The organism is Castellaniella caeni NBRC 101664 (genome assembly GCF_001592225.1).
GTDB classification, from domain to species: Bacteria; Pseudomonadota; Gammaproteobacteria; order Burkholderiales; family Burkholderiaceae_B; genus Castellaniella; species Castellaniella caeni.
In genome coordinates, this window is sequence record NZ_BCWN01000018.1 from 15613 (window position 1) to 42464 (window position 26852).

A 26852-nucleotide genomic window follows, 5' to 3' on the forward strand; every position below is an offset into this window, starting at 1 on the left:
GTGCCGGGCCCGCCGGGGCACCGACATCGTCGGGTGCGGGCGGGCCGCCGTCTACGTGGCGCTTTTGCGGGGCGTCACGCCCCGATCAATGTTTCATGTGCTGCATGTGACCCATGCCGGACATGGCCTTGGGCGACTTGATTTCGCACTGCGCCGAGACCCGGTGGCCGTCGGCCAGCAGGAAATCGACCGCCACGTGATCGCCCACCTTGAGCCCGTCGCGCGCCTGTTCGAGCATGAGATGGTAGCTGCCCGGCTTGAAGTCGAGCTGGCCGCCCGCCGGCACGCTGACCTGATGCACCATGGACATCTTGCTCATGCCGTTTTCGTGCGTGGTCTCGTGCATCATGACGTCGGCGTAGTCGGGCGAGCTGACGCCCGTGAGCACGGCAGCCTGATCGGCCTGATTATGGAACACCAGGAACCCGCCCGAGGGCGCCGGGGCCGGAATCTGGCGAATCCAGCAATCGGAGGCGGTGACAGCCACCGATACCGGCAGCTCGGCGACGGGCGTTGCCTGCCCGGCCGCGTGTTGCGCGCTGAAGGCCGCCGACGACAGCAGCAAGCTGGCGAAGGCCCCCAGCACAGACTTCGATACCTGATTCATTTCACTACCCGTTTCACGTCGCGCCACAGCCCCCATGGCCTGGCATACACTCATCCAGGCCAGTGTACTATGGGCTTTTTCCCGTCGATTTGAGCCATGTCCAAAGTTGCTGCTGTTGCCGCCCCGACGTCGGCGGCGCCATCGCTGATTTCGGTGGCCGAGTTTCGCACGCTGCTCGACCGCCTGCACCCCTTTGCCGCCGTTCTGGGCATCGAAGTACAGGACATCGCCCACGGGCAGGCCACGCTGCGGCTGCCGCCCAATCCCGCCAACCAGCGCCTGGGCGGCATCGTGGCCGGCCCCATGCTGATGGGCCTGGCCGACCTCGCCCTCTATGCCGCCGTGGTCAGCGCCACTGGCGTGCCCGAAGCCGTCACGGCCAGCCTCACCATCCATTTTCTGCGGGGTGCCCCGGCGGGCGGCATCATCGCCCGGGCCAAGATACTGAAAACCGGCCGCATGACGGCCGGTGAAGTGTTGCTGCTGCCCGAAGCGGGCGGCGACCCCGTGGCTCAGGTGATGAGCACCTGGTCGGTGCCACGCAAGGCAAGCTGAGGCACCATCGGCACCCGGCTTGCCAGGCCTGGCGCTGCTTACTGCTTGGCCAGGGTGCCCACCACGCCTTCCACGTAGTAGTTCATCGCGTTCAGGCCCTTGTCGTCCAGGGCGCCTTCGGCCAGCACCACCTTGCCGTCGTTGGTCTTGATGGGCGCGGCAAAGACGTTGAGCGAACCGTCGGCAATGGCGTCTTCCTTGGCCTTGAGCTCGGCCTTGAGGGCGTCATCCACGGCGGGGCCGAAGCCTTCGACGTCCACCATTTTCTCTTTGAAGCCGCCCCAGACCTGATCCGGCTTCCAGGTGCCGCCCAGCACCGCTTGCGCCTCTTTGGTGAAGTAAGGCCCCCAATGGTGCGTGACGGCCCCCAGCTGGGCGTGCGGCGCGAACTTCAGCATGTCGGAGTGGTAGGCGATGGCCCATTTGCCCCGCTCTTCGGCGGCCTGCACCACGGCGGTGGAATCCGTGTGGTGCGTGATGACGTCCGCCCCCTGATCGAGCAGGGCCAGCGCGGCGTCACGTTCCTTGCCCGGATCGAACCAGCTGTTGGCCATGATGACGCGCACCGTCACCTTGGGATTCACGCTGCGCGCGCCGCGGGTAAAGGCATTGATGCCCTGCAGCACCTCGGGGATCGGGTAAGCGCCCACGTAGCCCAGCACGTTGGTCTGGGTCTTGTGGCCCGCCAGAATGCCGGCCACGTAGCGCGCCTGATAGAAGCGCGCATTGGTGGTGGCCACGTTGGGCGCCGTCTTATAGCCGGTGGAGTGTACGAACTTCACATCGGGAAACTGCCTGGCCACCTTCAGCGTAGGGTTCATGAAGCCAAACGACGTGGTGAAGATGAGCTTGTTGCCTTGCTGCGCCAGGTCGCGGATCACGCGTTCGGCATCCGCCCCCTCGGGGACGTCTTCGACGTATTGGGTCTTGACCTTGTCGCCCAGCTGCTGCTCCATGTACTTGCGGCCCAGGTCTTGCTGCCACGACCAGCCGGCTTCACCCACGGGGCTGACGTAGACGAAACCAACCTTCAGGGGTTCGGCGCCCGCCGGGCCCGCTGCCCACAGGCAGGTGGCTGCGGTGGCCGCAGCCAGTGTTTGACGAATCAGACGAGTATTCATGAGCGGGGGTCTCCAGAAAAGGCAGGAACGAAATCGAAAGGCCGAGCCCGGGCCCGGCGGTAAACCACGGGGCCGCCTCAGCTGTTGGGGTTAAAGGCGCGGCCCAGCGAAGCAGGCATGTTGATGCGTATCCAGTTCACGTTGCGAGAAATCAGAACCAGCACGAGAATCGTGGCCAGGTAAGGCAGCATGGACAGCAGCTGCGAGGCAATGGGCACACCCAGCGCCTGCAGGTGGAACGTGAGGATGGTGATGCCGCCAAACAGGTAGGCTCCCAGCAGCACGCGCAAGGGGCGCCAAGTGGCAAAGGGCGTCAGGGCCAGGGCGATCCAGCCGCGTCCGGCCACCATGTTCTCGACCCAGAGCGGCGTGTAGACCAGCGACATGAACGCCCCGGCCAGGCCGCAGCAAGCGCCGCCGAACAGCAGGGCCGCCAGGCGGATGCGGCGCACCGGATAGCCCAGCGCATGAGCCGATTCGGGCGACTCGCCCACGGCCCTGAGCACCAGGCCGGCGCGCGTGCGCGACAGAAAGAAACTGAGCAGCACGGCCAGCGCCAGGGCGCCATACACCAGCGGGTGATGCTGAAAGAACGCGGGGCCGACGAAGGGCAGATCACCCAGCACGGGAACCGACCAGCTGGAGGCCTGGATCGTGGCCCCGACGTAAGGCAGGCCGATGGAGGCCGACGCCCCGACGCCGAACAGGGACAGCGCCAGCCCGCAGGCGATCTGGTTGGCCCCCAGCCAGACCACCAGCCAGGCGAACAGGCCCGCCATCAGCGCACCGGCGGCGGCACCGGCGGCAAAGCCCAGCGTCGAGCTGCCGGTCTGCACCGTGATGGCGAAACCCAGGGCGGCGGCCACGAGCATCATGCCTTCGGAGCCCAGGTTGATGACGCCGGATTTTTCATTGACCAGCAGCCCCAGCGCGGCCAGCATGAGAGGGGTGCCCGCGTTCAGGGCGGCGGCGATCAGCGGAGCCAGTGCGTCCATGGTCGGTATCCTGTGGGGTTGAGGAGGCCGCTCATGCCCGGCGCCGCCAGCGCAGCTGCTGGCGGATGAGGACATCGCAGGCCAGCAGCGAAAACAGCAGAATGCCCTGGAAGATGCCCGTGATGGCATTGGGCATGCCCAGGCGCGTCTGGGACAGTTCGCCGCCGATGTAGAACAGCGCCATGATGAAGCCGGCAAAAACGACGCCGATGGGGTGCAGGCGGCCGACGAACGCCACGATGATGGCGGCAAAACCGTACCCCGGTGACACCGAGGGCGTCAGCTGGCCGATGGGCCCCATGATCTCGCAGGCCCCAGCCACCCCGGCCAGCGCCCCCGACCCCAGCATGCAGCCCCATAGCGCCCGGCGCGAGGAAAACCCGGCATAGCGCGCCGCCAGCGGGGCCAGCCCGCCCACCGTGAGCCGGAAGCCGGCGAACAGACGCGCCAGGAACAGCCAGGCGGCCACGGCGGCCAGCAGCGCCAGCACGATGCCCAGGTGCAGGCGGGTGCCCGGCCAGACGGGCAGCAGAAAGCCGTCGTCGAACAGGCGCGATTGCGGAAAGCCGAAGCCGTCGGGGTCGCGCATCACCCCGTGCACCAGATAGCTGAGCAGCAGCTGCGCCACATACACCAGCATGAGCGACACGAGAATCTCGTTGGCGTGGTAGCGATCGCGCAGCCAGGCCACCAGCCCGGCCCAGAACGCCCCGCCCGCGGCACCGGCCAGAATGGCCAGCGCCATCAGGAACGGCCCGCCCGCGCCCCCCTGTCCATCGTCGAACAGCAGAATGAAGGCGCCCGCCGCAATGGCGCCAACCACCAGCTGCCCCTCGGCCCCGATGTTGAAGACGTTGGCCCGAAAGCACAGCGACAAGCCCACCGCGCACAAGAGCAGCGGCGCCAGCTTGACGCCAACCTCGGCCCAGCCGTGCAAGCTGCTGACCGGCTCGATGAAGAACACCCACAAGCCCTGCAGGGGCGGCTTGCCCACTGCCAGAAACATGAGCGCGCCGCACAAGGCCGTGAGGGCCAGCGCCAGCAGGGGCGACAGCCAGGCCATGCGGCGCGACGGCACAGCGCGCGGAACGAGCTCAAGCATGCGCGGCTCCCGGCGCGGCGGGCGCGCTGGCGGCGGATCGCGCGCCCCTGGCGGACGCTGCGGATGCGGCGTCATCGGGCCACAGGCCGCTCATCCACTGGCCGATCTGTTCACGGCTGGCCTGCTCGCGGGCCACGGGCGGCGACAGGCGCCCCTTGGCCATGACCACCAGGCGGTCGGACAGTTCGAGCAGCTCGTCGAGTTCTTCGGAAATCAGCAAAATGGCGCACCCCTGGTCGCGCAAAGCCAGCAGCTCGGCCCGAATCTGCGCGGCGGCCCCGACATCCACCCCCCAGGTGGGCTGGGCGATGAGCAGCAGCCGCGGCTGGCGCACGACCTCGCGCCCGACGATGTATTTCTGCAAGTTGCCACCCGACAGACTGCCCGCGAGGGCCTGCGGGCCCGCCGCCTTGACGTGAAAGCGGCCGATGATGTCGGCGGTGATGTCCCGCACGACGCCCAGGCGTATCCAGCCATGGCGCACCGTCTGCCGTCCCTGGTGGGACAGCAGCAGATTGCGCGCGAGGCTGAGTTCGGGCACGGCCCCACGCCCCAGGCGTTCTTCGGGCACGAAGGCCAGCCCCTGCGCGCGCCGCCAGGCCGCCGAACGCCGCCCCACGGCCTGGCCTTCGTACAGCAGCGCCTCAGGCGCGGCGCGGCGGTCTTCCCCCGACAGCACCCCCATCAGTTCTTGCTGGCCGTTGCCGGACACCCCGGCCACGCCCAGGATCTCCCCCGCGTGCAGCGTGAAATCCACACCGCGCAGCGGCGTGGCGAAGGGATGGGCGGGTGCCAGGTCGAGCCCGCGCACCCGCAGGCGCACGGCCCCGGCGGGCCGGGCCTGACGCTGCTGCACGGGCAGGTCGGCGCCGATCATGAGCCGCGCCAGGCTGGCCTCGGTTTCCTGCCGTGGATCGCATACCCCCGTGACGCGGCCCGCCCGCATCACCGTGCAGCGGTGGCACAAGGTGCGGATTTCATCGAGTTTGTGGCTGATGTACAAAATGCTGCAGCCCTCGGCGGCCAGCCGCCGCAGCACCTCGAACAGGCGCGAGACGGCCTGCGGCGTGAGCACCGAGGTGGGTTCATCGAGGATGAGTAGGCGGGGCTTGCCCAGCAGGGCGCGTACGATCTCGACGCGCTGACGTTCGCCCACCGACAGGGTATGCACATGACGCTGCGGCTCGACATCCAGGCCATACTGACGCGCGGTGTGTTCGATGCGTGTGGACAATTCGGCCAGCGACGTACCCGTGGGCAGGCCCAGCGCGATGTTTTCAGCCACGGTCAGCGTATCGAACAGAGAAAAATGCTGAAACACCATCCCCAGCCCCAGGGCACGCGCCGCTGCCGGGTTGGCGATCTGCACGTCCTGGCCATCCCACTGCACTGTGCCGGCATCGGGGCGCACCACACCGTAGATGATTTTCATCAGGGTGGATTTGCCTGCGCCGTTTTCGCCCAGCACGGCGTGGATTTCACCCGCTTCGACGGTGAGATCGATCGCATCGTTGGCGCGCACGGCGGGATAAATCTTGGTGATTTGACGGAGGGCCAGTCGCGGCGGCATGCAGGTATCCTGTTCGAATCGTTCGTGAGACTGCCGGGATTCGAAAAATTCTACTCAGGATAGGAAAGACGGCCTAAAGGGGAAAAACCCCTAGGCAGGTAGGGCCAGCCTGAAGCAAATAAGCTGCCAGGCCCGCCGCAGCAGGACATACGGGGGATGGCACCGGGATCATCACGGTCGATGAATAAAGAATATTAACCGATGGTGATACGCCATGCCAAGCCGCGTAACCGCAGGCCTGGCCGCCCCATGAGCAGCCCCCGCGCAATGGTCGCTCAGCCATCCAGGGCCATGCGCCCGGCGAACCAGAGAAACAACAGCCCCACCAGGCCGCTGCCCGTACGTGCCAGGCCCTGCCGACGGCGAAAGGCCGCCGCCAGGCGCGCGCCACCGAAAATGAGCGATGACAGATAGAGCACGCTGCAGACCTGCAGGATGGCCGCCAGGATGAAGAAGGACAGGGCCGGATGGGCGTAGGCCGGATCGACGAACTGCACGAAAAAGGACAGCAGGAACAAGATGGCCTTGGGATTGAGCAAGCTGAGCACCAGGGCCTTGTGAAACGGGTTGCCCCCGGCGCTGGAAACCGTGCGCGTCTCGCCCTGGGCGGGATGCAGCGCCGACCACAGCAGGCGCACGCCCAGGTAGGTGAGGTACACCGCCCCCACGGCCTTCAGGGCGAAAAACAGCATGGGCAGCAGGCGCAGCACCGATGCCGCGCCTGCTGCCGTGAGCGTCATGAGGATGGTGTCGCCCAGAAAAACCCCGCAGGCGGCCTGGTAGCCGGCGCGCACCCCGCGCCCGGCGCCCACTGCCAGCACGAACAGCGAGTTGGGGCCCGGCAGCAGCACGATGAAAATGACGCCCGCGAGATAGGTCCAGACATCCAGAACGCCGTATTGAGACAACATGAGAGGCTCGATCAAGCAAGGCCGCCGCCGTGCGGCGCCGCAGCAAGCGGCACCCGTCCTGGCGGCGACAAGAAGGGGAGACATGCTTATTGTATCGACGCGCACGCGGCGTGTGTCGTCGTTCGCCACGCCCCAGTGTGCTGTTCGGCCTGCCGTCCGTGGCCCTGAATCAGGCCCCGGCGCCAACCAACGGCACCGGGGCCTGATTCATCCTCAAGCGGCGGCGGGCTCGCCAACCTCGACCGAACTGCGGATCAGGTGATCAAAGGCGGACAGCGCCGCCTTCGCGCCCTCGCCCGCGGCGATGATGATCTGCTTGTACGGCACGGTGGTGGCATCCCCCGCGGCAAAGACGCCGGGCACCGAGGTCTGGCCGCGCGCATCAACGATGATTTCGCCGTGCGGGCTGAGATCGAGCGCGCCCTTGAGCCATTCGGTGTTGGGCACCAGGCCGATCTGGATGAAGACACCGTCGAGCTCGACCTGGCGCGACTCGCCGCTGACCCGATCTTTGTAGCTCAGGCCCGTGACACGCTTGCCATCGCCATGGATTTCGGTCGTCTGCGCCGAGGTGAGAATCGTGACGTTGGCCAGGCTGCGCAGCTTGCGCTGCAACACGGCATCCGCGCGCAGGGCATCGCCATACTCGATGAGCGTCACGTGGCCCACGATACCCGCCAGGTCGATGGCGGCTTCCACGCCCGAATTGCCGCCGCCGATGACCGACACCCGCTTGCCCTTGAACAAGGGCCCGTCGCAGTGCGGGCAATAGGCGACCCCACGATTGCGATATTCGTTTTCGCCCGGCACGTTGATCTGCCGCCAGCGGGCGCCGGTGGACAGGATCACGGTCTTGGCCTTGAGCACCGCGCCATTGGCAAGCTCGACCTGGACAGACTTGCCCGGCACCAGGCGCGTGGCCCGCTGCAGGTTCATGATGTCCACTTCGTAGGCCTTCACGTGCTGCTCGAGCGCGACACCGAATTTGGGCCCTTCGGTTTCCAGCACCGAGATGTAGTTCTCGATGGCCATGGTATCGAGCACCTGACCGCCGAAACGCTCGGCCACGACGCCGGTGCGGATGCCCTTGCGCGCGGCATACACGGCTGCCGCGGCGCCCGCCGGGCCACCGCCCACGACCAGCACGTCGAACTCTTCGCGCGCATCGAGCGCGGCCACCTTGGCGCTGTCGTCACCGACATCCAGTTTGGCCAGCAACTCTTCGACGCCGGCGCGGCCTTGGTGAAACAACTCGCCATTGAGGAACACCGAGGGCACCGAGAGAATTTCGCGCTGACGCACTTCGTCCTGGAACAAGGCGCCATCGATGGCCACGTGGCGGATGCGCGGATTGATGACCGACATGGCGTTGAGCGCCTGCACGACGTCCGGGCAGTTCTGGCAGGACAGCGAGAAGTAGGTCTCGAACACGTAGTCGCCCGGCAAGGCGCGGATCTGCTCGATCACGGCGTCGTCCAGCTTGGGCGGATGGCCACCCACCTGCAAGAGCGCCAGCACGAGCGAAGTGAATTCGTGGCCCAGCGGCATGCCCGCAAAGCGCACGCCGATGTCGGTGCCCGCCCGGGCGATTTCAAACGAAGGGCTGCGGCCATCCGGAGCGGCGGCCTCGACGACGGAGAGCTTGTCGGACAGCCCGGCGATCTCTTCCAGAAAGGTGCGCAGTTCCTGTGATTGCGCGCTGCCGTCCAGGGCTGCACGCAACTCGACGGGCTGCGTCACCCGTTCAAGGTAGGTTCCCAATTGTCCTTTGAGGTTTGCATCCAGCATATTTACACCTTTTTGGAAAAAAACACGTCCCCGGAAAATGCCTGAAGCGCGGGTCTGGCGGCGACGCGCACCGGCTGGCGCCCGTCTGTCGAGACGCACCGGGCCTCAGCGGGGAAAAACCGGCGGCCCGCCCGAGGACGGGCCGCCGGAGTACGCCACAGCGGGGGGGACGGTCTGGCCGCCCGCGCGCCGCGGAGGTAAAGCATCGGCTTAAGACAGCGCGATCAGATCTTGCCGACCAGGTCGAGCGACGGGGTCAGGGTCTTGGCACCCTCTTCCCATTTGGCCGGGCAGACTTCGCCGGGGTGGGCGGCGATGTACTGGGCGGCCTTCACCTTGCGCAGCAGCTCGGACGCGTCGCGGCCAATGCCGTTGTCGTGGATTTCCAGCACTTTGATTTCGCCGGCAGGGTTGACGACGAAGGTGCCGCGCAGCGCCACGCCTTCTTCTTCGATCAGCACGTCGAAGTTGCGCGCCAGCAGGTGGGTGGGGTCGCCGATCATCGGGTAGTTGACCTTCTTGATGGCGTCGGACGTATCGTGCCAGGCCTTGTGGGCGAAGTGCGTGTCGGTGGACACGGAGTACACCTCGACGCCCAGCTTCTGGAATTCGGCGTAGTGGTCGGCCAGGTCTTCGAGTTCGGTCGGGCACACGAAGGTGAAGTCGGCCGGGTAGAACACGAACACAGACCACTTGCCAGCGACGGTCTGCTCGCTGACGTCAACGAACTTGCCATTGTGGTAAGCGGTGGCTTTGAAAGGCTTGATCGTGGTGTTGATCAGAGACATGAATGCTCCTTTTGAGTAGGTTCAGTAGGTGGCCTTGATGGCAACGGAACCCAGTGTAGGTAATTTCTATTGATTAGTAAAATTGATAGTTTTTATTATGTTGATTGTCTTTGACTATCACATCCACATCCACATCCACGTCTACGCCTACGCCTGCGGTACGTGGCATACCGCCTGTGACACGCGGCGGCAGATGGCGGCGGGCCGATCGCGGCCGTCCGTGTCGTCCGGGCCCCACAACCATGCGCAATTTGCATGATAGCGGGATTACACATGACGTAAAGCCCGATTACTATATCAAACAATTTATGCAAGTTATTGATATATCTAATATTTTGACGCCTCAACCATCTGGAGCGCCGCATGCGAAAAAACCTGCCCGTGACGCAGCGGGATTACGATTTCCCGGATCACGAAACCCTGCTGTCGGCCACCGATACCAAGGGGCGCATCACCTACGCCAACGCTGCGTTCGTCCGGGTCAGCGGCTTTGAATACCGCGAGCTGCTGGGCAAGGCCCACAACATCGTGCGCCACCCCGACGTGCCGCCCGAGGCCTACCAGGATCTCTGGGATACCCTCAAACTCGGGCGCTCCTGGACGGCCATCCTGAAAAACCGCCGCAAGGACGGTGACACGTATTGGGTGCGCGCCAATGTGACTCCGGTCTACCACGAAGGCACCCTCAGCGGCTACGTGTCCGTGCGCACCAAGCCTGGCGCCGATGAAATCCGCGCCACCGAGCGGATGTTTCAAGCCTACGCCCAAGGGCGGCAAAAAGTGCGCTTTCACCGCGGCCTGCTGTTTGCCACTGGCTGGCGGCGCGTGGGCAACGGGCTGCGCACGCTGTCGCTGCGTCAGCAGCTGGCCCTGACGCTGGGCGGGCTCTGGGGCGCATGGGTTTTGACCGCCGGCCAGGCCGGCATCGCGGGCACGGCATGGCTGACCAGCAGCGCAGTGGGCCTTGCGTGCATCCTCCTGGCCGGCCACCTGCTGGAACGGCGCCTCATCCGCCCCTTGCACGCCATCCAGCGACAGGCCATCCAGGCAGCCAGCGGCCAACGGGTGGACGACTGGCGCCTGACGCGCCTGGACGAGGTCGCCTCGATCCAGAAAGCGCTCAAGCAAGGCAGCCTGAATCTGCGCTCGTTCATCGACGACGTGCAAGACCAGCTGCAAGGCTTGCGCCGTACCTCCGCCGACATTGCCGAGGGCAGCCAGGGCCTCAGCCAGCAGACGGAAGCCGCTGCCCGGCAGCTGGCGGACACCGCCACCGATCTCGACCGGCTCGGCCTGCTCACCACGGACAACACCCGCCACGCCCAGGCCGCCGTGCAGCTGGCCCAGGCGTCCAGCCAATCGGCCACCGAAGCCGCCGACGTGGTGCACCAGGCGGCGGCCCGTATCGAAGACATGGACACGGCCAGCCAGCGCATCGGCGACATCGTCCAGACCATCGACGGCATCGCCTTCCAGACCAACATCCTGGCGTTGAACGCCGCCGTCGAGGCCGCCCGCGCAGGCGAGCACGGCCGGGGCTTTGCCGTGGTGGCGGGCGAAGTGCGCGCACTGGCGCAACGCAGCGCCACGGCGGCCCAGGAAATCGCCAACCTCATCCATGACGTGGTGGGCATCGCGCAAGACGGCGTGGCCCGCACGCGCGAGGCGGCGGGCGCCATGCAGCAGGTGCTGGAACACAACCGGCAGGTGGGCGAACTGGTGGCACGCATCCACACCGCGGGGCAAGAACAGGCGGACGACCTGTCACGCATCCAGCACACCTTCACGCAGCTGGGCAACCTCACCCAGGGCAATGCGGCCATGGCGGAACAATCATCAATGGTGGCGCAAAGCCTGGATGCGCAAACCCACAACCTGGCGCAGGCAGCCGGCGTCTTCCGCGAGGACAGGCCGCGGGCGCCCGAAGCGGCCCGGCGGGCGGGCGCCCGCCTGGCACAGGCCCTGCGCACGCAGGCGCCTGGCCCATCTCCCCGATTGACAGCCGGGTAGTGGACGCTGCGATACTGGACGCCCATCACCACCAGCCAACTGGCGAGGCTTCTCATGGCGCACTTCTCGAACAGTCGCGCGCCCTACTGGGCACTGGGGCTGCTGTTCGGGCTGCTGATGCTGCCCAACGGGGCGCTGCTCTGGCTTGGGTGGCCGCACTTTCCCATGACGGGACGCATCGCTCTGCCGCTTTCAGTGCTGCTCACGCTCGGCTGGTTCGCCCTGTTCGGCAGCCGCCTGTGGCTGGGCTGCCTGCTGCTGGCGCCCGCGGCGCTGCTGATGCCTCTGCAGCTGTTCTACGCGGTCAACTATGCGGCGCCCGCCTCTGTCACGGTGCTGGGCACGCTGGCCGCCTCATCCACCGCCGAATCGCAGCAATACATGGGCCGTGCGCTCGGGCCGATGATCGCGGCTTGCGGGCTGTGCCTGCTGGTGGCTCTGGCGGCGGCCTGGCTGGCCTGGCGCCATCGGCTGCGCTGGCAAGGGCGCACGCGCCGCCGCGTGCTGGCCGCCGCGTGCCTGGCGCTGCTGGCCGTCCTGGCCGCCGACTTTGCCAAGGGCAGCCCCGAAGCCGGCGCCCCTGAAAACCGCCTGACACAGACGGCCGACGCGGCCCTGCGCCGCATCGGGCAACAGCTGACGGCGGGCTACCCCAGCGGCACACCACTGCTGCTGGCCCAGTTTGGCCGCTATCAATACACGGCGCGCGCGGCAATCGATGCGCTGGCTGACTACCGCTTTGGCGCGCGTCTGAGCACGCCCACGCCCGGTCGGCAGGTCTACGTGCTGGTGGTCGGCGAAAGCAGCCAGCGCGGCCACTGGCAGCTGTTCGGCTATCCACGCGCCACCAATCCCGAGCTGAGCACCGAGCCCAACCTGGTGCCCATCAGCCGCATGGTGTCGGCCTTCACGCAGACCATGACCGCCCTGCCGGTGATGCTCACGCGCAAACCCGCCACGGCGCCGGGCACGGCCCTCTGGCCAGAGGCGTCCCTCGTGCGCGCCATGCGCGAGGCGGGGTTCGAGACCTGGTGGATTTCCAACCAATATCCGACAGGCCCCTACGACTCGACCGTCGCCGTCTATGCCAGCGAGGCCGAACACGTGCGCTGGCTGAACTACTCGGCCCTCAACCAGGGCGGCAACGTGGACGGCGCCTTGCTCGCGCCCCTGCGGCAGGCCATCGCCGGGGCCCACGGCAATCTGTTCATCGTGCTGCACATGCTGGGCAGTCACGAGGCCTACGATGCCCGGTATCCGGCTGATTTCGCGCACTTCAAACCGGTCGAATCCCAACGAGACACCCAGGTGCCCGACTGGCAACGCACCCTCAACAGCTACGACAACACCATCCGTTACACCGATTTCGTCCTGGCCCGGATCATCGACACGCTGAAGGCCAGCCACGCCATCTCGGCCCTGTGGTTCGCCTCGGATCACGGCGAAACCCTGCCCTCGCCCACCTGTGACGAACGCGGCCACGGCCACCAGAACCGGCCCGAGTATCAAATCCCGGCGCTCTTCTGGTATTCAGGCGCCTATGGTCAGGCGTTTCCCGAGCGGGTGGCCACGCTGCGCGCCCATGCCGACCAGCGCACCGCCAGCGCCAGCGTGTTTCCATCGATCCTCGACATGGCGGGCGTGCGCATCCCCGACGCCCCGACCGCCGCGCAACGCAGCCTCTTCAGCCCCGAGTGGCGCTTTCAGACGCGCTGGGTGAATCAGTTCTGGCTGACGGATTACGACCGGACACCGGTTGGCCCCGGCTGCTTTGCCTTTGAAAAGCCTTTGTAAACTCGTCAACGTGGCGTCACGCGCCTGCCGTGCCGCGATGAACTGCGCCTCGGATATGCTGTCGCGCACGTGGATATTTTCGGCGCACTGCGCGGCGGCCGTGCTTTCCCACCACGGCTGCCGACCAGCCGACGGGTAGTCGTGGCAATGCAGCAGCCGGGTGTGGGCGGGCAACGCCAGCAGCCGACGAATCGACTGATACAACACTGAGGCGCTCCCGCCAGGGAAATCCGTGCGCGCCGTCCCTACATCGGGCATGAACAGTGTGTCGCCGACCGGCATTCTGGGCGGGCTGCTGCGGACTCACCCGGCGGATGTCGCCTGGCGCCTGGCATTTCTGATCGGGCTTGCGATCACGCCAGCGCTCTTTGGTCTGTTTGGACACTGGCCGCGCGTGCCGATCAACCCTGGCTACGGCGAACTGGTGGCGGCGGGGCTTCTGGTGGGCATCGGCACACGTCTGGGTTCGGGCTGCACTTCGGGACACGGTGTGTGCGGCCTGGCACGCTTGTCCCCCCGGTCGCTTGCGGCTACCGCACTTTTCATGGCAGCCGGTTTCGCCACCGTCTACATCGCACGTCACGTGCTGTCCGAGCCAGGGTACGGCGCTGTCTGCATCGAACCTAAAGCGGGGTGAAACCCGCCGTTTACAGCCGTGACTGACCAGAGGACAGTACACCACACGTCCCCCGGTCTCATGGCGGACACCTTCGACTCGTCTTCATTGCTTGTCGCCTTAACCATAAATATAGTAGTATTTTTATCAGAAATTTCTGTTATTTCAGAAACCACAGAATTATAGACACGACATGAACCTCGGAACACAAACTGAACGCTTCATCCTGCACTTCGGCGAAATGGGAAGCCGCTGGGGTGTCAATCGCACCGTAGGGCAAATCTACGCACTGCTGTTCCTGTCTCCACGGGCGCTGCACGCCGACGAAATCGCACAGACACTGGGGTTTGCCCGGTCAAACGTCAGCACAGGTCTGCGCGAGCTGCAGTCCTGGCGCCTCGTGCGCATGACGCATCAAATGGGCGACCGTCGTGAATACTTCGATACGCCGGAAGACGTCTGGGAAATCTTCCGCATCCTCTGTGAAGAGAAATGCCGCCGGGAAATCGACCCGACGTTGACCATGCTGCGCAACGTTCTCCTCGAAAAACCGACGTCGGAAGATGACGGCTACAGCCAGCACCGCATTGCCCAGATGCTCGAACTGATGGAACTGGCGACTTCCTGGTTCAACGAAATCAACCAACTACCCCCAGAAACGCTCAAAACCCTGATGCGCATGGGCGCAAAAATCCAGAAAGCCCTGAGCATTGTCAACCGTCTGCGCGGCCGCACGCCCACAGAAGACGAATTCCCTGCCGAAGATTTTGCCGCCCCCCCGGAGAACTCACCATGATCGATCCATCCGTGGCCGATCTGTCGCGTATCCAGTTTGCCGCGACAGTCATGTACCACTTCATTTTTGTTCCATTGACATTGGGCCTGTCGTTCCTGCTCGCCATCATGGAAAGCGTCTATGTCATGACAGGGCAACACCGATGGCGGCAGATGACGGTATTCTGGGGACATCTCTTCGGGATCAATTTCGCGCTGGGGGTGGCCACCGGCATCGTCATGGAATTCCAGTTCGGCATGAACTGGTCTTACTACAGCCACTATGTGGGCGATATTTTCGGCGCCCCGCTGGCTATCGAAGGCCTGATGGCCTTTTTCCTGGAAGCCACCTTCGTGGGGCTGTTCTTTTTCGGGTGGGATCGGCTCTCGAAAGTCGGACATCTGGTCGTGACCTGGCTGGTGGCACTGGGCACGAATTTCTCAGCGCTATGGATCCTGATCGCCAACGGCTGGATGCAAAACCCCACAGGCGCAAGCTTCAACCCGGCCACGATGCGCATGGAAATGACGGATTTCGCCGCCGTTATCTTCAACCCGGTGGCGCAGGCCAAATTCGTCCATACCGTCAGCGCCGGCTACGTCATGGGGGCCGTGTTCGTCATGGCCGTCAGTGCCTGGTTCCTGCTGCGTGGCCGCCACCATGAACTGGCCAAACGGTCACTGGTGGTTGCCGCCAGCTTCGGGCTGGCCGCCTCGCTGTCGGCTGTGGTGCTGGGCGACGAGAGCGGCTATCTGACGACCGAGCATCAACAAATGAAACTTGCCGCCATCGAATCGATGTGGCAAACCGAGCCGGCACCAGCGAGTTTCAACCTGTTTGCCATTCCCGATCAGAAAAATCACACCAACCATTACGATGTGAAAATTCCCTGGGTCATGGGGCTCATCGCCACACGCTCACTGTCCACTCCACTGCTCGGGATCGATGATCTGACCAAGCGGGCCGAGGGCCGCATCAAGGACGGACTCATCGCCTATGCCGCCTTGCAGCAGGTTCGCGCGCACCCACGGGATGAGGCCGCGCTGGCGCAGTTCAAGGCACACGAGTCCAATTTGGGATATGCGCTGCTGCTCAAGCGCTATCGGCCCGACATCCTCAACGCAAGTCCGCGAGACATCAACCGGGCGGCAGAAAGCACCATCCCGCAAGTCACCCCGCTCTACTGGACCTTCCGCGTGATGGTCGTCCTGGGCTTCTACTTCATCGGTTTCTTCGCCTTTGCCTTCTGGGCAGTCTCCACCCAGCGCCTGGAACAGTCCCGGAAATTCCTTCGCCTGGCGCTCTGGACTCTGCCGCTGCCATGGATCGCAATCGAATGCGGCTGGTTCGTGGCCGAATTCGGGCGGCAGCCATGGGTCATCGAAGGCGTGTTGCCCACGTTCTACGCGGCTTCGGGCCTGACGGTATCCGACCTGGTCATCAGCCTGACGATTTTCGGGGTGCTCTACACGGCCCTTGCCATCGTCGGGGTCAAAGTGATGCTGCGCGCCATCCGCAAAGGGCCCGACGAGCCGGCGACCGAACGCCGCGAGACCAGACAGCCACAGCAGGCCATTACGGCCATCTGACGGGAGAACAACCATGGAACAGCACATTTTGTTCGATTACGCAACGCTACGCGTCATCTGGTGGGCACTGCTGGGCGTACTGCTGACGGCCTTTGCCATCATGGACGGGTTCGACCTGGGGGTCGCCAGCGTCCTGCCCCTGGTCGCACACAGCGACACTGAGCGGCGTATCACCTTGAACGTGGTCGGGCCCGTCTGGGAAGGCAATCAAGTCTGGCTTGTCGTCGGCGGCGGGGTTGTGTTCGCCGCCTGGCCCCTGCTCTACGCCATGTCGTTTTCCGGCTTCTACCTGGCGATGATGCTGCTTCTGGTCACGCTCATCCTGCGGCCAATCTGCTTCAAATACCGTAGCCAAGTGCCCGACGCGCGTTGGCGCAACACATGGGATCTGCTGCTTTTTGCCTGCGGCGTGATTGCGGCCCTGGTATTCGGGGTGGCCGTGGGCAACGTGATCGTCGGCGTGCCCTTCACCTTCGATGCCGATGTCATGCGGCCGGTCTACCAGGGCAGCCTCCTCGCCCTTTTTACGCCATTCCCACTGCTGTGCGGGCTGCTCAGCGTCTGCATGCTCGCCATGCACGGCTCGATACTGCTTGTCTGGAAGACCGAAGGCGCGGTGGCGCAGCGCGCCCGCGGCGCAGCCATGGGGTGCGGCCTGGCGCTGATCGCGCTCTTTGCCATCGGGGGAGTCTGGCTTGCACAAGGCATCGACGGCTACGCACTGACGGGGCACGTTCAGACACAGCTCGCCTCCACCCCCCTGGGGGGCAGCGTGACCATCGCCGCCGACGCCTGGCTACGCAACTACACGCGGTGGCCGCTGGCCTGGCTCGCGCCTGTTCTCGGGCTGACCGGCGCGGCGCTGGCGGTGCTTTTCGTCTGGTCAGGCAAGGCTGCGGCAGCCTTCCTTTGCTCGGCTGCCAGCATTGCCGGGATCATCTGGACATTCGGACTGAGCCTGTTTCCGTTCCTGCTGCCGTCCTCGTCCGACCCCAACATGAGCCTGACCGTGTGGAACGCCTCTTCGAGCGCAACCTCGCTATGGATCATGCTGATCGCCACCGTGGTGCTGCTGCCCATCGTATTGGCCTATACGACCTGGGTGTACCGGGTGATGCGCGGCAAAGTGACGCAACAAAGCATCCAGGACGAGCATGCATACTGACTTCCTGATGCTGTGGCCAATGTTTTATCGGAGATGACTCAATGTGGTATTTTTCATGGATTCTCGGCCTGGGACTGGCCTGCACGTTCTCCATCCTGAACGCCATGTGGTTCGAATTACGCGAGTCCGAATCGCAGCGAAAAGCGCAGTGATGTATGGCGGAGGATGCTGCCCGCCTGGCCGTGCCTGCCGCCATCCCTGAAGACAACGGTGGCACGCCGCGCCAAGGCCAGCCTGCGCGATGGCTGGCTTCACGATGGCGCCAGGCGCCGTGGCATATGGGGTGGGCCCTGGCAGCCCCCCTGTTCACGGGGCTGCTGCTGGCAATCCAGACCTGGCTTCTCGCCAATCTGCTGACGCTGGGAATCACGGCAAGGCCTGCGCCAACCGCCACATGGCCCGCCATCGTCGGCATTTTTACCTTGATTCTCGTCCGCGCGCTGGTGGACTACAGCGGTCGGCTTGCCGCAAGCCAGGCTGCAGAGCGGATCAAGCGCCAGCTGCGGGAAGCCCTGTTCGCGCGCCTGCTTGCCGCAGGCCCCCAATGGAGCCGCCAACGGGCGTCGGGCGAACTCGCCAGCGTCATGGTCGACGAGGTGGAGAGGCTCGACGGTTTCCTGGCGCGCTATCTGCCATCCGCCGTCGCGGCCGTCTGCCTGCCGCTGGCCTTCATCGGAGCGCTTTTCCCCATCGACTGGATCGTTGGAGCCGTGCTGCTCCTGAGCGTCCCCCTCATTCCATTATTCATGGCACTCGTGGGCTGGGGCGCCCAGGCAGCCAACCGTCGCCACCAGCAGCAAATGATCCGGCTCTCCGGCCTGTTTGCAGACCGCCTGCGCGGGGCCTTCACCCTGAAGCTGTTCGGCCGAGCTCAGGCGGAAGTCGAGGTCGTGCGCCGCGCCAGCAACACCCTGAGCCAACAGACCCTTGGCGTTCTGCGCATTGCGTTTCTTTCATCAGCCGTACTCGAATTTTTCGCTGCCCTGGGGGTGGCGGCCGTCGCCCTGTACATCGGTCTCAATTATCTTGGCTACCTGGATCTGCGATCGACTCCCCTGGGATTGCAGGCTGGCCTGTTCATGTTGTTCATGGTGCCGGAGATCTATGGCCCCCTACGCCGCTTTGCCGCCAACTACCATGATCGCGCAACCGCCGTAGCAGCTGTGGAGCAGATCGATGCCCTGTACGAAGGGCTTCCAGAACCAAAGGTGGGCGCAGCCCTCCCCCGCACACGGCAAGAGACGCTACCCCAACACCCAGCACCCTCTCCCGTGCTGGATCCACAGGTCATCAAGGTCCGCGGGCTCGTGGTGCACGCCCGCGGCAGGCCGCAGCCGATTCTGGATCACCTCTCACTCGACATCCAGCAGGGCGAATCCGTCGCTATCATGGGCCCCAGTGGCGCAGGAAAAACCACGTTGCTGGAATCCCTGGCCGGACTGCGTCAGCCTGATTCGGGGCGCATCAGCACGCTGGGCATGATGGTTCAGGGACAGGCGCACCCTGCCCTGGGCCACCGAATCGCCCTGCTTGGGCAACATCCGTATTTCTCGAAAGGCACGATTGCCGACAATCTCCGCCTGGTATGCCCATCGGCCAGCGACGCGGCCCTGGCGCGATCCCTGGCCCAGGCGTGTGCTGATTCATTCGTTCGAGCCTGCCCCCAGGGTATCCACACCGAACTGGGCGAACGCGGGCTGGGACTATCGGGCGGCCAGTTGCACCGCCTGGCGCTGGCCAGAGTCTTTCTGCTCGACGCCGAACTGCTGTTGCTGGACGAGCCCGTCGCCCATCTCGACCAGGCCAACCGCCAGCAAATCGTGACCAACCTGCTCGAATATGGCCGCAATCGCACGTTGCTGATTGCCACCCACGACCCCCAGGTGGCGGCACGCATGGATCGGATCATCATCCTGAACAGACACGGTGCCATCGATGCGAATCATTGAAACACTGCTCGCATACGCACGAGGGCACTATCTGCAACTGCTGGCGGCGCTGGTGCTTGCCGTTCTCAGCGCATGGGCGGGGATCGGGCTTTTCGCGGTGGCAGGCTGGTTCCTGTCCAAGACCTTCATCGTCGGCGCGTCGATCGCCTTTGATCTGTTTTCTCCCTCGGCGCTCGTCAGAGGCCTGTCCTTCCTGAGAATCAGCCTGCGCTATGCGGAACGCATTTCCGGACATACCACTACCCTGAACCTGCTGGCATCACTGCGCACCCGGGTCTTCGCACGCATACTTGCACTCAGCCCCCGGCAACTGGCCCGATACCGCGATGGCGAACTCGTCGCGCGCCTGACGAGCGACATCGATGTGCTCGACCAATCTTTCCTGACGCTAGCCATCCCAGCTCTGTCCAGCGGCATCTGCGCCATCTCTTTTGCTTACGTGGCCGGACACTGGATGCCGACACTGGCGTGGACGACGGCAGCGTGCCTGCTGGTCTGTGCATGGCTCATTCCGGCCTGGCTCGCATATGCCGTCCATCGCCAGGCAGCAACCGCACAGATTGGCGAAGGCCAGGTGCGTTCCCTGGTCCAGGCGGCGACGAACGCCCACACGGACATCGTGGCCTTTGGAACCCAGCCGCACGTGCAGCAGGCGTTTGTCCAGGCAGCGCGGGCGCTGGCAGCCGCGCAGCGCAGGCAGGCCAATGTCGGCGCGCTGGGACAGGGCCTGCAGGATGTCGGCATGGGGGCTGCCATCGTGCTTGCCCTGTGGATAGGCCTGGACGGCCTGCACGCGCACAGGCTCGACAGCGCACCGGTCTGGGTCGGCATCGTGCTTGCCACGATCAGCCTGTTCGAGGTGGCCTCGCCCCTGATGCAAGGCGCGTCACGCTTGGGGGCCATCGCCGAAGCAGCCCGCAGGGTTCAGGCTCTGTTTCATGATGAACCGTCCATTTCCTCTCCGCCCCATCCGCTGGCCCTGCCCGAATCCTCAGACATCGTGCTGCAAGCCGTGCAGCTTGCCTACCCCGGCGGGCCGCTCATTTTTGACGCGTTCGACCTTGCGCTGCCAGAGGGAACGCGCACGGCCATCGTCGGCCCGAGCGGAGCGGGCAAATCGACGCTCCTGGCGCTGCTGCTGCGCTTGATCGATCCCCTGGATGGCCGCGTGTTGCTGGGCGGTATCGATCTGCGCCAGCTTGACCTGGAGCAGCTTCATCGACGGATTGCCATCCTTTCGCAGGACTCGCCCGTCTTCATGGGAACCATTCGGGAGAACCTCCAGATCGGAGCGGCCGAGGCAAGCGAGGCACAAATGTGGCACGTGCTGGAACAGGCCCACCTGGCGGATTTCGTCCGCGGCCTGGACGACGGCCTGGACGCATGGGTGGGCGAAAGCGGCCGCACCCTGTCCGCGGGACAGGCACGCAGACTATGTCTGGCCAGAATCCTGCTGACCTCCGCCCGGGTGTGGCTGCTGGACGAGCCCACGGCAGGACTGGACATGACAACCGCCCAGGCACTGTTGCACGACCTTGCCGACGCCGCAGGCACCCGAACCGTGCTGCTCGCGACGCATGATCGCTTTCCGGATGAAATCTTCGACATGGTGCTCAGTCTGGGGGGTAAGGACGCCACGTGAACCCTCCTGGTGACGTTGGGCACGTTCCGGGTGCCTGCGGCGTGCGGCATGAAATCTCGGCGGCACCTGCTGTCGATCACCACTGAACCTTGAACTGACACCTCTTTGAGGTCAGTACGTTACGGGAAAATCGCCTTTGAGTCTCGAACAGCCTGGTCATTAAGTTCTGAACTTTCCGTACTTTCCACCGTTTAATTTTGAACTTTCCAGATTGACCCACATGCACGGCTGCTATCGGCCAGGAAGAGACATTCGGACCCAATCGGCGGTGTTGCGCTACAACCGTTCACGAGCAAAAGTTCTGCTTATTCACGAGTGCGAGAGCGCATGCCACTATTCCACCGACTCGGAGGGCCACACCGACCTCATAAGCGGCACGGTCGCTCAATTTCTCTCGAAATGTGTTAAACCATAGCTGTTTGCGAATATATTTTTCGAGTTCGATAGGCTTCCAGGTCGCCTTAAGCAAGTTGAAAGATCATCGGGTCAAGGTATGCAAGAAAAGGACAACAGCGCGACCGTCGCCAACTCGCCGGCATTAGAATCACCGAAGACCAAGGTATTCAGCCGCGAGGGGTTGTACCTGAGGTTGCATAATGATTTATTGCGCGATCCGGTGCTTGCAAGATGATCCGCTTCCGCCGTGTGACATTGCAGCCACTCAACGCGTGGCTTGTTGCCCAACCCCAGACCGGAGCGCATCCCAAATATCAACTGCGCGTGTGGCGAGAGGTCAATACCAACTTCGGGGCGGCGCTAAGCCACGAACTGGTCGCCTATGCTCAAGAAGCTCTCGACGATGCTCGGAAACGCATACGCAAGGGCTTTGAGGACAATCTCTCCCCCTTTTCGGATTCGTTCGACGATCCTGCTGCACACTATCCAGCGATGCTCAACCGCATCACATTGCAGGGCTATCTCGGCGAAACCCTCGCTGGTCTCGCGGTGGAACATTTTGGTGCCTTCGGGAAGACCGACTGGCAGGTGCCAGCCTTTCTGTTCCGCTTCCACGACCAAGAATTCCAGCATCTCGACCTCATCAATGAGCGCTTTCTTATGGGCGAGCCGCACGACCCCGATGCCGAGGCCGAAAAGCGTCCGGGGCGGACCGGTGACGACGCTCTGGCCTTCCGAGTCGACAGCGAAGGCAAGATCACCCACATCCTTGCGCTGGAGGCGAAGTGCTTGGCCACTAGCAATACCGCGATCATTGCCGATGCCCATGCCAAGCTGGCCGCAGGAACGCTGCGTCCTAGCGGCGTTCGCGAATTGATTACTTTGCTGTCGGACTATGAGACCGACGAAGCCCAGACATGGGTGGCGCGGCTGCTCGAATTTTATCGAGACGGCTTCAGGACGGCCAAGCGGCTCGACGGGCTTGCTTATACAGTTGGAAACTTCCCGATTAAGCCAAAGACCCGGTTGAGCTGGCTACCGGCCGATGCGCCGCACGCGTCCTACACAGCCGACAGGCAGCTCGATGCCATGGAATTTCAGCTCTCGGAACTCAGGAGTCTCGTCGACACTCTTTATCGGGGGGCATGATGCCAAGCGATGCCGTACTTAACATCGCAGGGCAGATCAGGACGGATCTAGCCGGCTCGGCGCTGTCGCCGCTGCAAGCGAAACTCTACAGTCAGCGTGTCCGTCGGGACATGGGCGCAGATGGTCTACCGTCGTTCAGCCCAGCAGAACTTGCGGCACGGCTCGACGAAGCGTGCTTGTTGCTGGATGCGGCCTGGCTCGAGCGATCAGTCGACAAAGATCGTGCCTGGACGTCTGCTGTGAAGCGCGCCGCCGAAGTTCTCGAATGGGTTTCGCATTCCTCCCTTAAGCCAGCCGACGCTCCGATCCACCTGCTGTCGGCGGCCGCTTACCAGGTCGCGGGTTATCCCGCTATGGCGCTCGGCCATCTGCGCATGATGCCGGCCGACGAGGCTTTTTCCACGATTCTGCGTGAATTCTTGCGCGGCGATTTTGACTCAGCACTAACTGCCGTGCAGACGTTCTGGAAGGTGCAGCACGACCTTGATGAAGACCGTGTCCTGCGAGCCCCCCTTATCAATGCGGGTGAGGAGGACGACGAGGGCGAGGACGATGACACTCGACTTGCCAATCTTGAAGTCTCGACCGTCCGCCACATCGTCATGTGCATCGGCACCATCTGTTCCTATCTGCGCACTGGCGATGCCGCGTTGGTCGACCGTGCTTTGGTCAAGCTAGATGCACTAGCGCAAAGCTACCTGCATAGCCACGATCCCTACTCCTATCTGCTGGCGCGGCTCTGCGCCGGTGCAGCCCACCGCTTCATAGATGCAAGCCTCTGGCCCCACATCGAACGGCTCACCGATGACGTGAACTCACGCACCCACGCCGCTCTGATGCAATTCGCCCGCGCGGCCTTCGTCAATCGACGCGCCTTGGTATGGCCTGCGCAACGGGCCGGCATCGATCGGCTAGCGGCCAACGACAGCTTCGTTCTCTGCACGCCAACTGGATCGGGCAAAACAACCATCGCCACCCTTGGCGCCGTACAGGGCCTCTTCGTAGCGCGCCCAAATCCGCTTCTCGCAGAGAATCTTGTACTTTACCTCGTGCCCTCGCGCGCACTAGCTGCCGAGGTCGAAGCTCGGTTCGCAGAAGATCTGCGCGACATCGCGGCGGAGCCAGTGGTTGTCACCGGACTTTATGGAGGCACGGATTGGGGGCCGACCGATGCATGGGTCCAAGTCGATCAGCCGACCGTCGTCATCTGCACGTTCGAAAAGGCCGATGCCCTGTTGCGCTATCTCGGAACGCTGTTTCTCGATCGTGTGCGCCTCGTAGTCATTGACGAAGCCCATATGGTCGAGCAGGATCCGAACCGATCAGACGCTGTCACCGATGGCACGTCTCGCGCTCTCCGACTCGAGCAGCTCAGTGCCCGTCTGCTTCGCGCGCAGGATAACAAGAACTTCCGGATCATCGCGCTCTCGGCGGTCGCCGCCAAGGCCGCGCCAGCAATTGCATCCTGGCTGTCGAGCGACGAAAACGGTGATCCGATCAGCTCGACCTATCGTAGCACCCGGCAGATGCTCGGTCGGCTTGAGGTCGCGCGGAGCGGCCGGTTCGACATCCGCTACGACTTGATGGACGGGCGTACGCTCGAGTTCGAGGATGAGCGCACTGATGATCGCCCCTATATTCCCAGCCCTTTTCCACCTGTCCCCGGCGGTGTTGATAGAGCGCTCGGAGTAGAGAAATCGCTGCGTGGACCTACGCTTTGGGCCGCCCTCCACCTCGCCGCCGAGCGATCAGACGGCACCCGACCGACCGTGATGATCTCACTAACGCAGAACGTCAGCTCCTTTGCCGAGAATTGCGCCGATCTGCTCGAAGGCTGGATCGCGGCAAAAGTCACCCTTCCGAATTACTGGTCCGTCGCCGACAGCGACTCGCACTGGCAGAGCTGCCTCGCTGCGGCCGAGGACTATTTCACAACGGCTTCCTTCGAATATCGCCTGCTGATCCAAGGAATCGCGGTTCATCACGGCCAAATGCCAGGACTCCTAGCACGACGACTCAAGGTGGCGATCGATCGCGGCAATGTCCGCGTGGTGATCGCGACCTCGACACTCTCCGAAGGGGTCAATATCCCAGTAAATACGCTGCTGATCCCGAGCGTCCATCGCTCGAACACAGTCTTCACGGTCAATGAATTCTCGAACCTCATCGGCCGTGCTGGGCGGCCGGGCGTCGCTACCGAAGGCACTGCCCTCGTCGTGCTGCCCGAGCGCGAATATCGCGGCCGCAGCCGCAATTATGTCTGGAACCGGACCTGGGAGGGTTATGACAAGCTCGTCGACGAGCTGAAAGACGCGACCGAACTTGCCTCCACCGGTGACCTATCGGTCAAGGAGGGTGCCGCGAATAGCGCGCTCGCCATTTTGCTGGAGCGGCTACGCGATGCGTGGGAGGATATGAGCGGCAGCGATGGTGACGATGATTTTGCCGAATGGCTCGAGGAAACCTCGGTAGTTGACGGGCTCGGCGATGACGACGACAGTGAGAAACTACTGGATACGCTCGACGGATTGCTAATCGCCGCGATCCAGGAGATCGAACAGATGTGCAACGCGGGTCGCAGTGCTGCCGACCTCGAAACCGAATTGTCGGCGCTGTGGCGGCGAACCTACGCCTACGTCGCGGCGTACGAGGAGGATCGCCTGGCACAGACTTGGCTCCAGCGAGGACGGGCAATAACCAGCCTCTATCCCGACCCCAATCGGCGCCGCCAGCTCTACAAGACTAGCTTGCCGCCACGCTCGGGATCGATCCTCCTGGATCGCGTCGACGACATCCGCGCGGCCTTGGTAGCCGGCATCGATTATGCCGATCGGTCGGCCGAGCAACAGTTCCAGTTCATTCGCGCGATTATCGCCTTGCTGAGCGAAGTGCCAGCGTTCCGCATCTCGACCAAGCTCGGACGGATGCGTAAGCCTTTCCGCGACTGGGAGAAATTGCTGCGCTGGTGGTTGTTTAAGACCACTCTCAAAAAGCAGCCCAAACCGAAAGAGCTTGGCCCCTGGTTCGCCTTCGTCTCCGATAATTTCATTTATCGCGGCAATTGGGGGTTGGGTAGTCTGATTGGCGTGCTGATGGATCGGGGTGACGCCGCCGGTCCAGTCGATGCGCTCACAATCGACGACTGGCCACGCAGCGGCCTGCCGTGGATCGGTTTTTGGCTCAAGGAACTGGTCAATTGGGGCACGCTCGATCCGGTCGCCGCGTTCCTTCTGGCACGCGGCAATGCTCGGAACCGCGCGCAAGCGGAAACGGACGCGCAGGCTTATTATGTGCAGCTCGACGCAGACACCGCGCCAAACGACAAGCTCGATCCTCGTCGTATCCGGGATTGGGTCAAAACACGCCAGCCGCCGGCTCCGATGCGGCGGGCATCGCGTGAAATCACACTCGACGTGCGGCTCGAGCGACCGGCACGGGACTATCTTGCACGCCAGCTCAGCGTCCTGCCACTCGTGACAGCCGATCGCCTCAGCTGGATCGATCCAGCCGGCTATACCGTCGCGCACTGCAACCGCCCGACGGATTGGGACGAACAATCCTCACGCTTCCGATTCGAGCTATTCGTAGATCTGCAGCAAGTTAGCGGCGAACCCTATCTGCCGCATCGGCGCGAAATGTAATGACCCAGTGAAAACCTGCCTACTTCTGGCAATCGCTAAAAATGGGGGGATTACCCGTCACCGCACGACGGCTATCCGACAACCGATCTGCGGCTGCGCTACTGAAGTGGCCCCCAGGGCGGAGACAAACTGTCGAAGCCTTGCAGACGCAGGTGGCAAGCGTCTGCCCTTCTCGACATGGGTGATGTAAGACGGATGGCAGCCAAGACGCGTTGCTAACTGGCCCACGGTAAGTCCCTTGGACCGTCGCAAAGCAGCCAGATCGTTTCCAAAGACGCGTAGCACGGAATCCCTTCCTCCAGAGGCTCTCAAAAGGAAATTCTGATATCCAGGAGACCAACTGCCCATTGGGGACTTCCATAGTATAAGCCATTGATTTATAACGATGAATTAAGATAGCCCATCGAATTTTTGCGCTCAAAGTACCTCGTGATTGTCCAATCTGCGGATCACCAACACAGGCAGAGACCGGCGGTACACACGCGCTTCAGGCGGAAGAAGGCACAAAAATGCCCTGGCTTCAGACCTCACCTCAACGTCATTTTTGGTCTGAAACCCTTGTCAGCAGTGGATCTATGCGTTTTTGGGAGTTCAAAACTCAGTGACGGAAGTTCAAAACTCAGTGGCGTTCGACACGACACCTGCAAATGTAACCACCCTGCCGCCCCCCTTGAAATGCCCAGAATCAT

At 63.6% G+C, this 26852-nt stretch carries 21 protein-coding genes and 1 pseudogene; 12 read left to right on the top strand and 10 right to left on the bottom strand.

Annotation, left to right across the window (positions count from 1 at the left end; all coding sequences use genetic code 11):
* Positions 1-85 precede the first annotated feature (85 nt).
* On the bottom strand, positions 86-607 hold the full coding sequence (locus tag CCA01S_RS11370; RefSeq protein WP_180984205.1) for a copper chaperone PCu(A)C: 522 nt from the start codon (positions 605-607) through the stop codon (positions 86-88).
* Positions 608-703: 96 nt separating this feature from the next.
* On the opposite strand from CCA01S_RS11370, the gene CCA01S_RS11375 reads away from it, so the two are divergent.
* The gene (locus CCA01S_RS11375) at positions 704-1162 is read left to right on the top strand and encodes a PaaI family thioesterase (RefSeq protein WP_066458559.1); all 459 of its coding nucleotides are present in this window, start codon (positions 704-706) and stop codon (positions 1160-1162) included.
* 38 nt (positions 1163-1200) lie between these two features.
* On the opposite strand, the gene CCA01S_RS11380 is transcribed toward CCA01S_RS11375, so the two are convergent.
* The 7 genes from CCA01S_RS11380 to ahpC all read right to left on the bottom strand — a co-directional run bounded on the left by CCA01S_RS11380 (position 1201) and on the right by ahpC (position 9437).
* A complete protein-coding gene (locus CCA01S_RS11380) occupies positions 1201-2283 on the bottom strand; it encodes a BMP family ABC transporter substrate-binding protein (protein WP_066458561.1) in 1083 nt (360 codons plus the stop codon).
* A gap of 77 nt (positions 2284-2360) precedes the next feature.
* A complete protein-coding gene (locus CCA01S_RS11385) occupies positions 2361-3278 on the bottom strand; it encodes an ABC transporter permease (protein ID WP_066458563.1) in 918 nt (305 codons plus the stop codon).
* Positions 3279-3309: 31 nt separating this feature from the next.
* A complete protein-coding gene (locus CCA01S_RS11390) occupies positions 3310-4380 on the bottom strand; it encodes an ABC transporter permease (protein WP_066458667.1) in 1071 nt (356 codons plus the stop codon).
* A complete protein-coding gene (locus tag CCA01S_RS11395) occupies positions 4373-5950 on the bottom strand; it encodes an ABC transporter ATP-binding protein (RefSeq protein ID WP_066458565.1) in 1578 nt (525 codons plus the stop codon). Before CCA01S_RS11395 ends, CCA01S_RS11390 begins: the two co-directional genes overlap by 8 nt.
* A 275-nt stretch (positions 5951-6225) precedes the next feature.
* Entirely contained in the window at positions 6226-6861 is a 636-nt protein-coding gene (gene leuE / locus CCA01S_RS11400; RefSeq protein ID WP_066458567.1) for a leucine efflux protein LeuE, read from the bottom strand.
* Between the two features lie 213 nt (positions 6862-7074).
* Entirely contained in the window at positions 7075-8649 is a 1575-nt protein-coding gene (ahpF, locus tag CCA01S_RS11405) for an alkyl hydroperoxide reductase subunit F (protein WP_066458569.1), read from the bottom strand.
* A 224-nt stretch (positions 8650-8873) separates the two neighbouring features.
* Positions 8874-9437, bottom strand: a complete 564-nt coding sequence (gene ahpC, locus CCA01S_RS11410) for an alkyl hydroperoxide reductase subunit C (protein ID WP_066458571.1) — start codon at positions 9435-9437, stop codon at positions 8874-8876.
* A 363-nt stretch (positions 9438-9800) separates the two neighbouring features.
* Here ahpC and CCA01S_RS11415 point away from each other — a divergent pair, with 363 nt between their 5' ends.
* Together CCA01S_RS11415 and CCA01S_RS11420 are read left to right on the top strand one after the other, a co-directional pair.
* Positions 9801-11447 (top strand): methyl-accepting chemotaxis protein, encoded by a 1647-nt coding sequence (locus CCA01S_RS11415; RefSeq protein ID WP_066458573.1) that lies wholly within the window; start codon positions 9801-9803, stop codon positions 11445-11447.
* A 54-nt stretch (positions 11448-11501) separates the two neighbouring features.
* Positions 11502-13241: a phosphoethanolamine transferase gene (locus CCA01S_RS11420; protein WP_066458575.1), complete on the top strand. Its 1740-nt coding sequence runs from the start codon at positions 11502-11504 to the stop codon at positions 13239-13241.
* Positions 13242-13247: 6 nt separating this feature from the next.
* Here the strand turns inward: CCA01S_RS11420 and CCA01S_RS16110 are convergent.
* Positions 13248-13517: pseudogene (locus CCA01S_RS16110) on the bottom strand (MBL fold metallo-hydrolase); the annotation flags it as partial.
* On the opposite strand from CCA01S_RS16110, the gene CCA01S_RS11425 reads away from it, so the two are divergent.
* From CCA01S_RS11425 to CCA01S_RS11460, 9 genes are all read left to right on the top strand, one after another.
* Complete coding sequence (locus CCA01S_RS11425; protein ID WP_157076533.1) at positions 13498-13878, top strand: YeeE/YedE family protein; 381 nt, start codon at positions 13498-13500, stop codon at positions 13876-13878. The pseudogene CCA01S_RS16110 and the gene CCA01S_RS11425 sit on opposite strands and share 20 nt — an antisense overlap.
* Positions 13879-14050: 172 nt before the next feature.
* Positions 14051-14653, top strand: a complete 603-nt coding sequence (locus CCA01S_RS11430) for a GbsR/MarR family transcriptional regulator (protein WP_157076534.1) — start codon at positions 14051-14053, stop codon at positions 14651-14653.
* On the top strand, positions 14650-16221 hold the full coding sequence (locus CCA01S_RS11435; RefSeq protein ID WP_066458580.1) for a cytochrome ubiquinol oxidase subunit I: 1572 nt from the start codon (positions 14650-14652) through the stop codon (positions 16219-16221). The genes CCA01S_RS11430 and CCA01S_RS11435 overlap by 4 nt, the downstream gene beginning before the upstream one ends.
* Before the next feature lie 13 nt (positions 16222-16234).
* Positions 16235-17386, top strand: coding sequence for a cytochrome d ubiquinol oxidase subunit II (gene cydB, locus CCA01S_RS11440; RefSeq protein WP_066458583.1), 1152 nt, complete (start codon positions 16235-16237; stop codon positions 17384-17386).
* Positions 17387-17427: 41 nt separating this feature from the next.
* A complete protein-coding gene (cydX, locus tag CCA01S_RS15325; protein ID WP_084386708.1) occupies positions 17428-17538 on the top strand; it encodes a cytochrome bd-I oxidase subunit CydX in 111 nt (36 codons plus the stop codon).
* A gap of 3 nt (positions 17539-17541) precedes the next feature.
* Positions 17542-19335, top strand: a complete 1794-nt coding sequence (cydD, locus tag CCA01S_RS11445; protein ID WP_084386709.1) for a thiol reductant ABC exporter subunit CydD — start codon at positions 17542-17544, stop codon at positions 19333-19335.
* Complete coding sequence (gene cydC / locus CCA01S_RS11450; RefSeq protein ID WP_066458586.1) at positions 19322-20977, top strand: thiol reductant ABC exporter subunit CydC; 1656 nt, start codon at positions 19322-19324, stop codon at positions 20975-20977. The genes cydD and cydC overlap by 14 nt, the downstream gene beginning before the upstream one ends.
* A gap of 627 nt (positions 20978-21604) precedes the next feature.
* On the top strand, positions 21605-22522 hold the full coding sequence (locus tag CCA01S_RS11455; RefSeq protein ID WP_066458589.1) for a hypothetical protein: 918 nt from the start codon (positions 21605-21607) through the stop codon (positions 22520-22522).
* Positions 22519-26163 carry a DEAD/DEAH box helicase gene (locus tag CCA01S_RS11460; RefSeq protein WP_232305092.1) on the top strand — a complete coding sequence of 1215 codons (3645 nt, stop codon included), beginning with the start codon at positions 22519-22521 and terminating at the stop codon, positions 26161-26163. Before CCA01S_RS11455 ends, CCA01S_RS11460 begins: the two co-directional genes overlap by 4 nt.
* 57 nt (positions 26164-26220) lie before the next feature.
* On the opposite strand, the gene CCA01S_RS16310 is transcribed toward CCA01S_RS11460, so the two are convergent.
* The gene (locus tag CCA01S_RS16310) at positions 26221-26511 is read right to left on the bottom strand and encodes a helix-turn-helix domain-containing protein (protein WP_084386710.1); all 291 of its coding nucleotides are present in this window, start codon (positions 26509-26511) and stop codon (positions 26221-26223) included.
* Positions 26512-26852 lie beyond the last annotated feature (341 nt).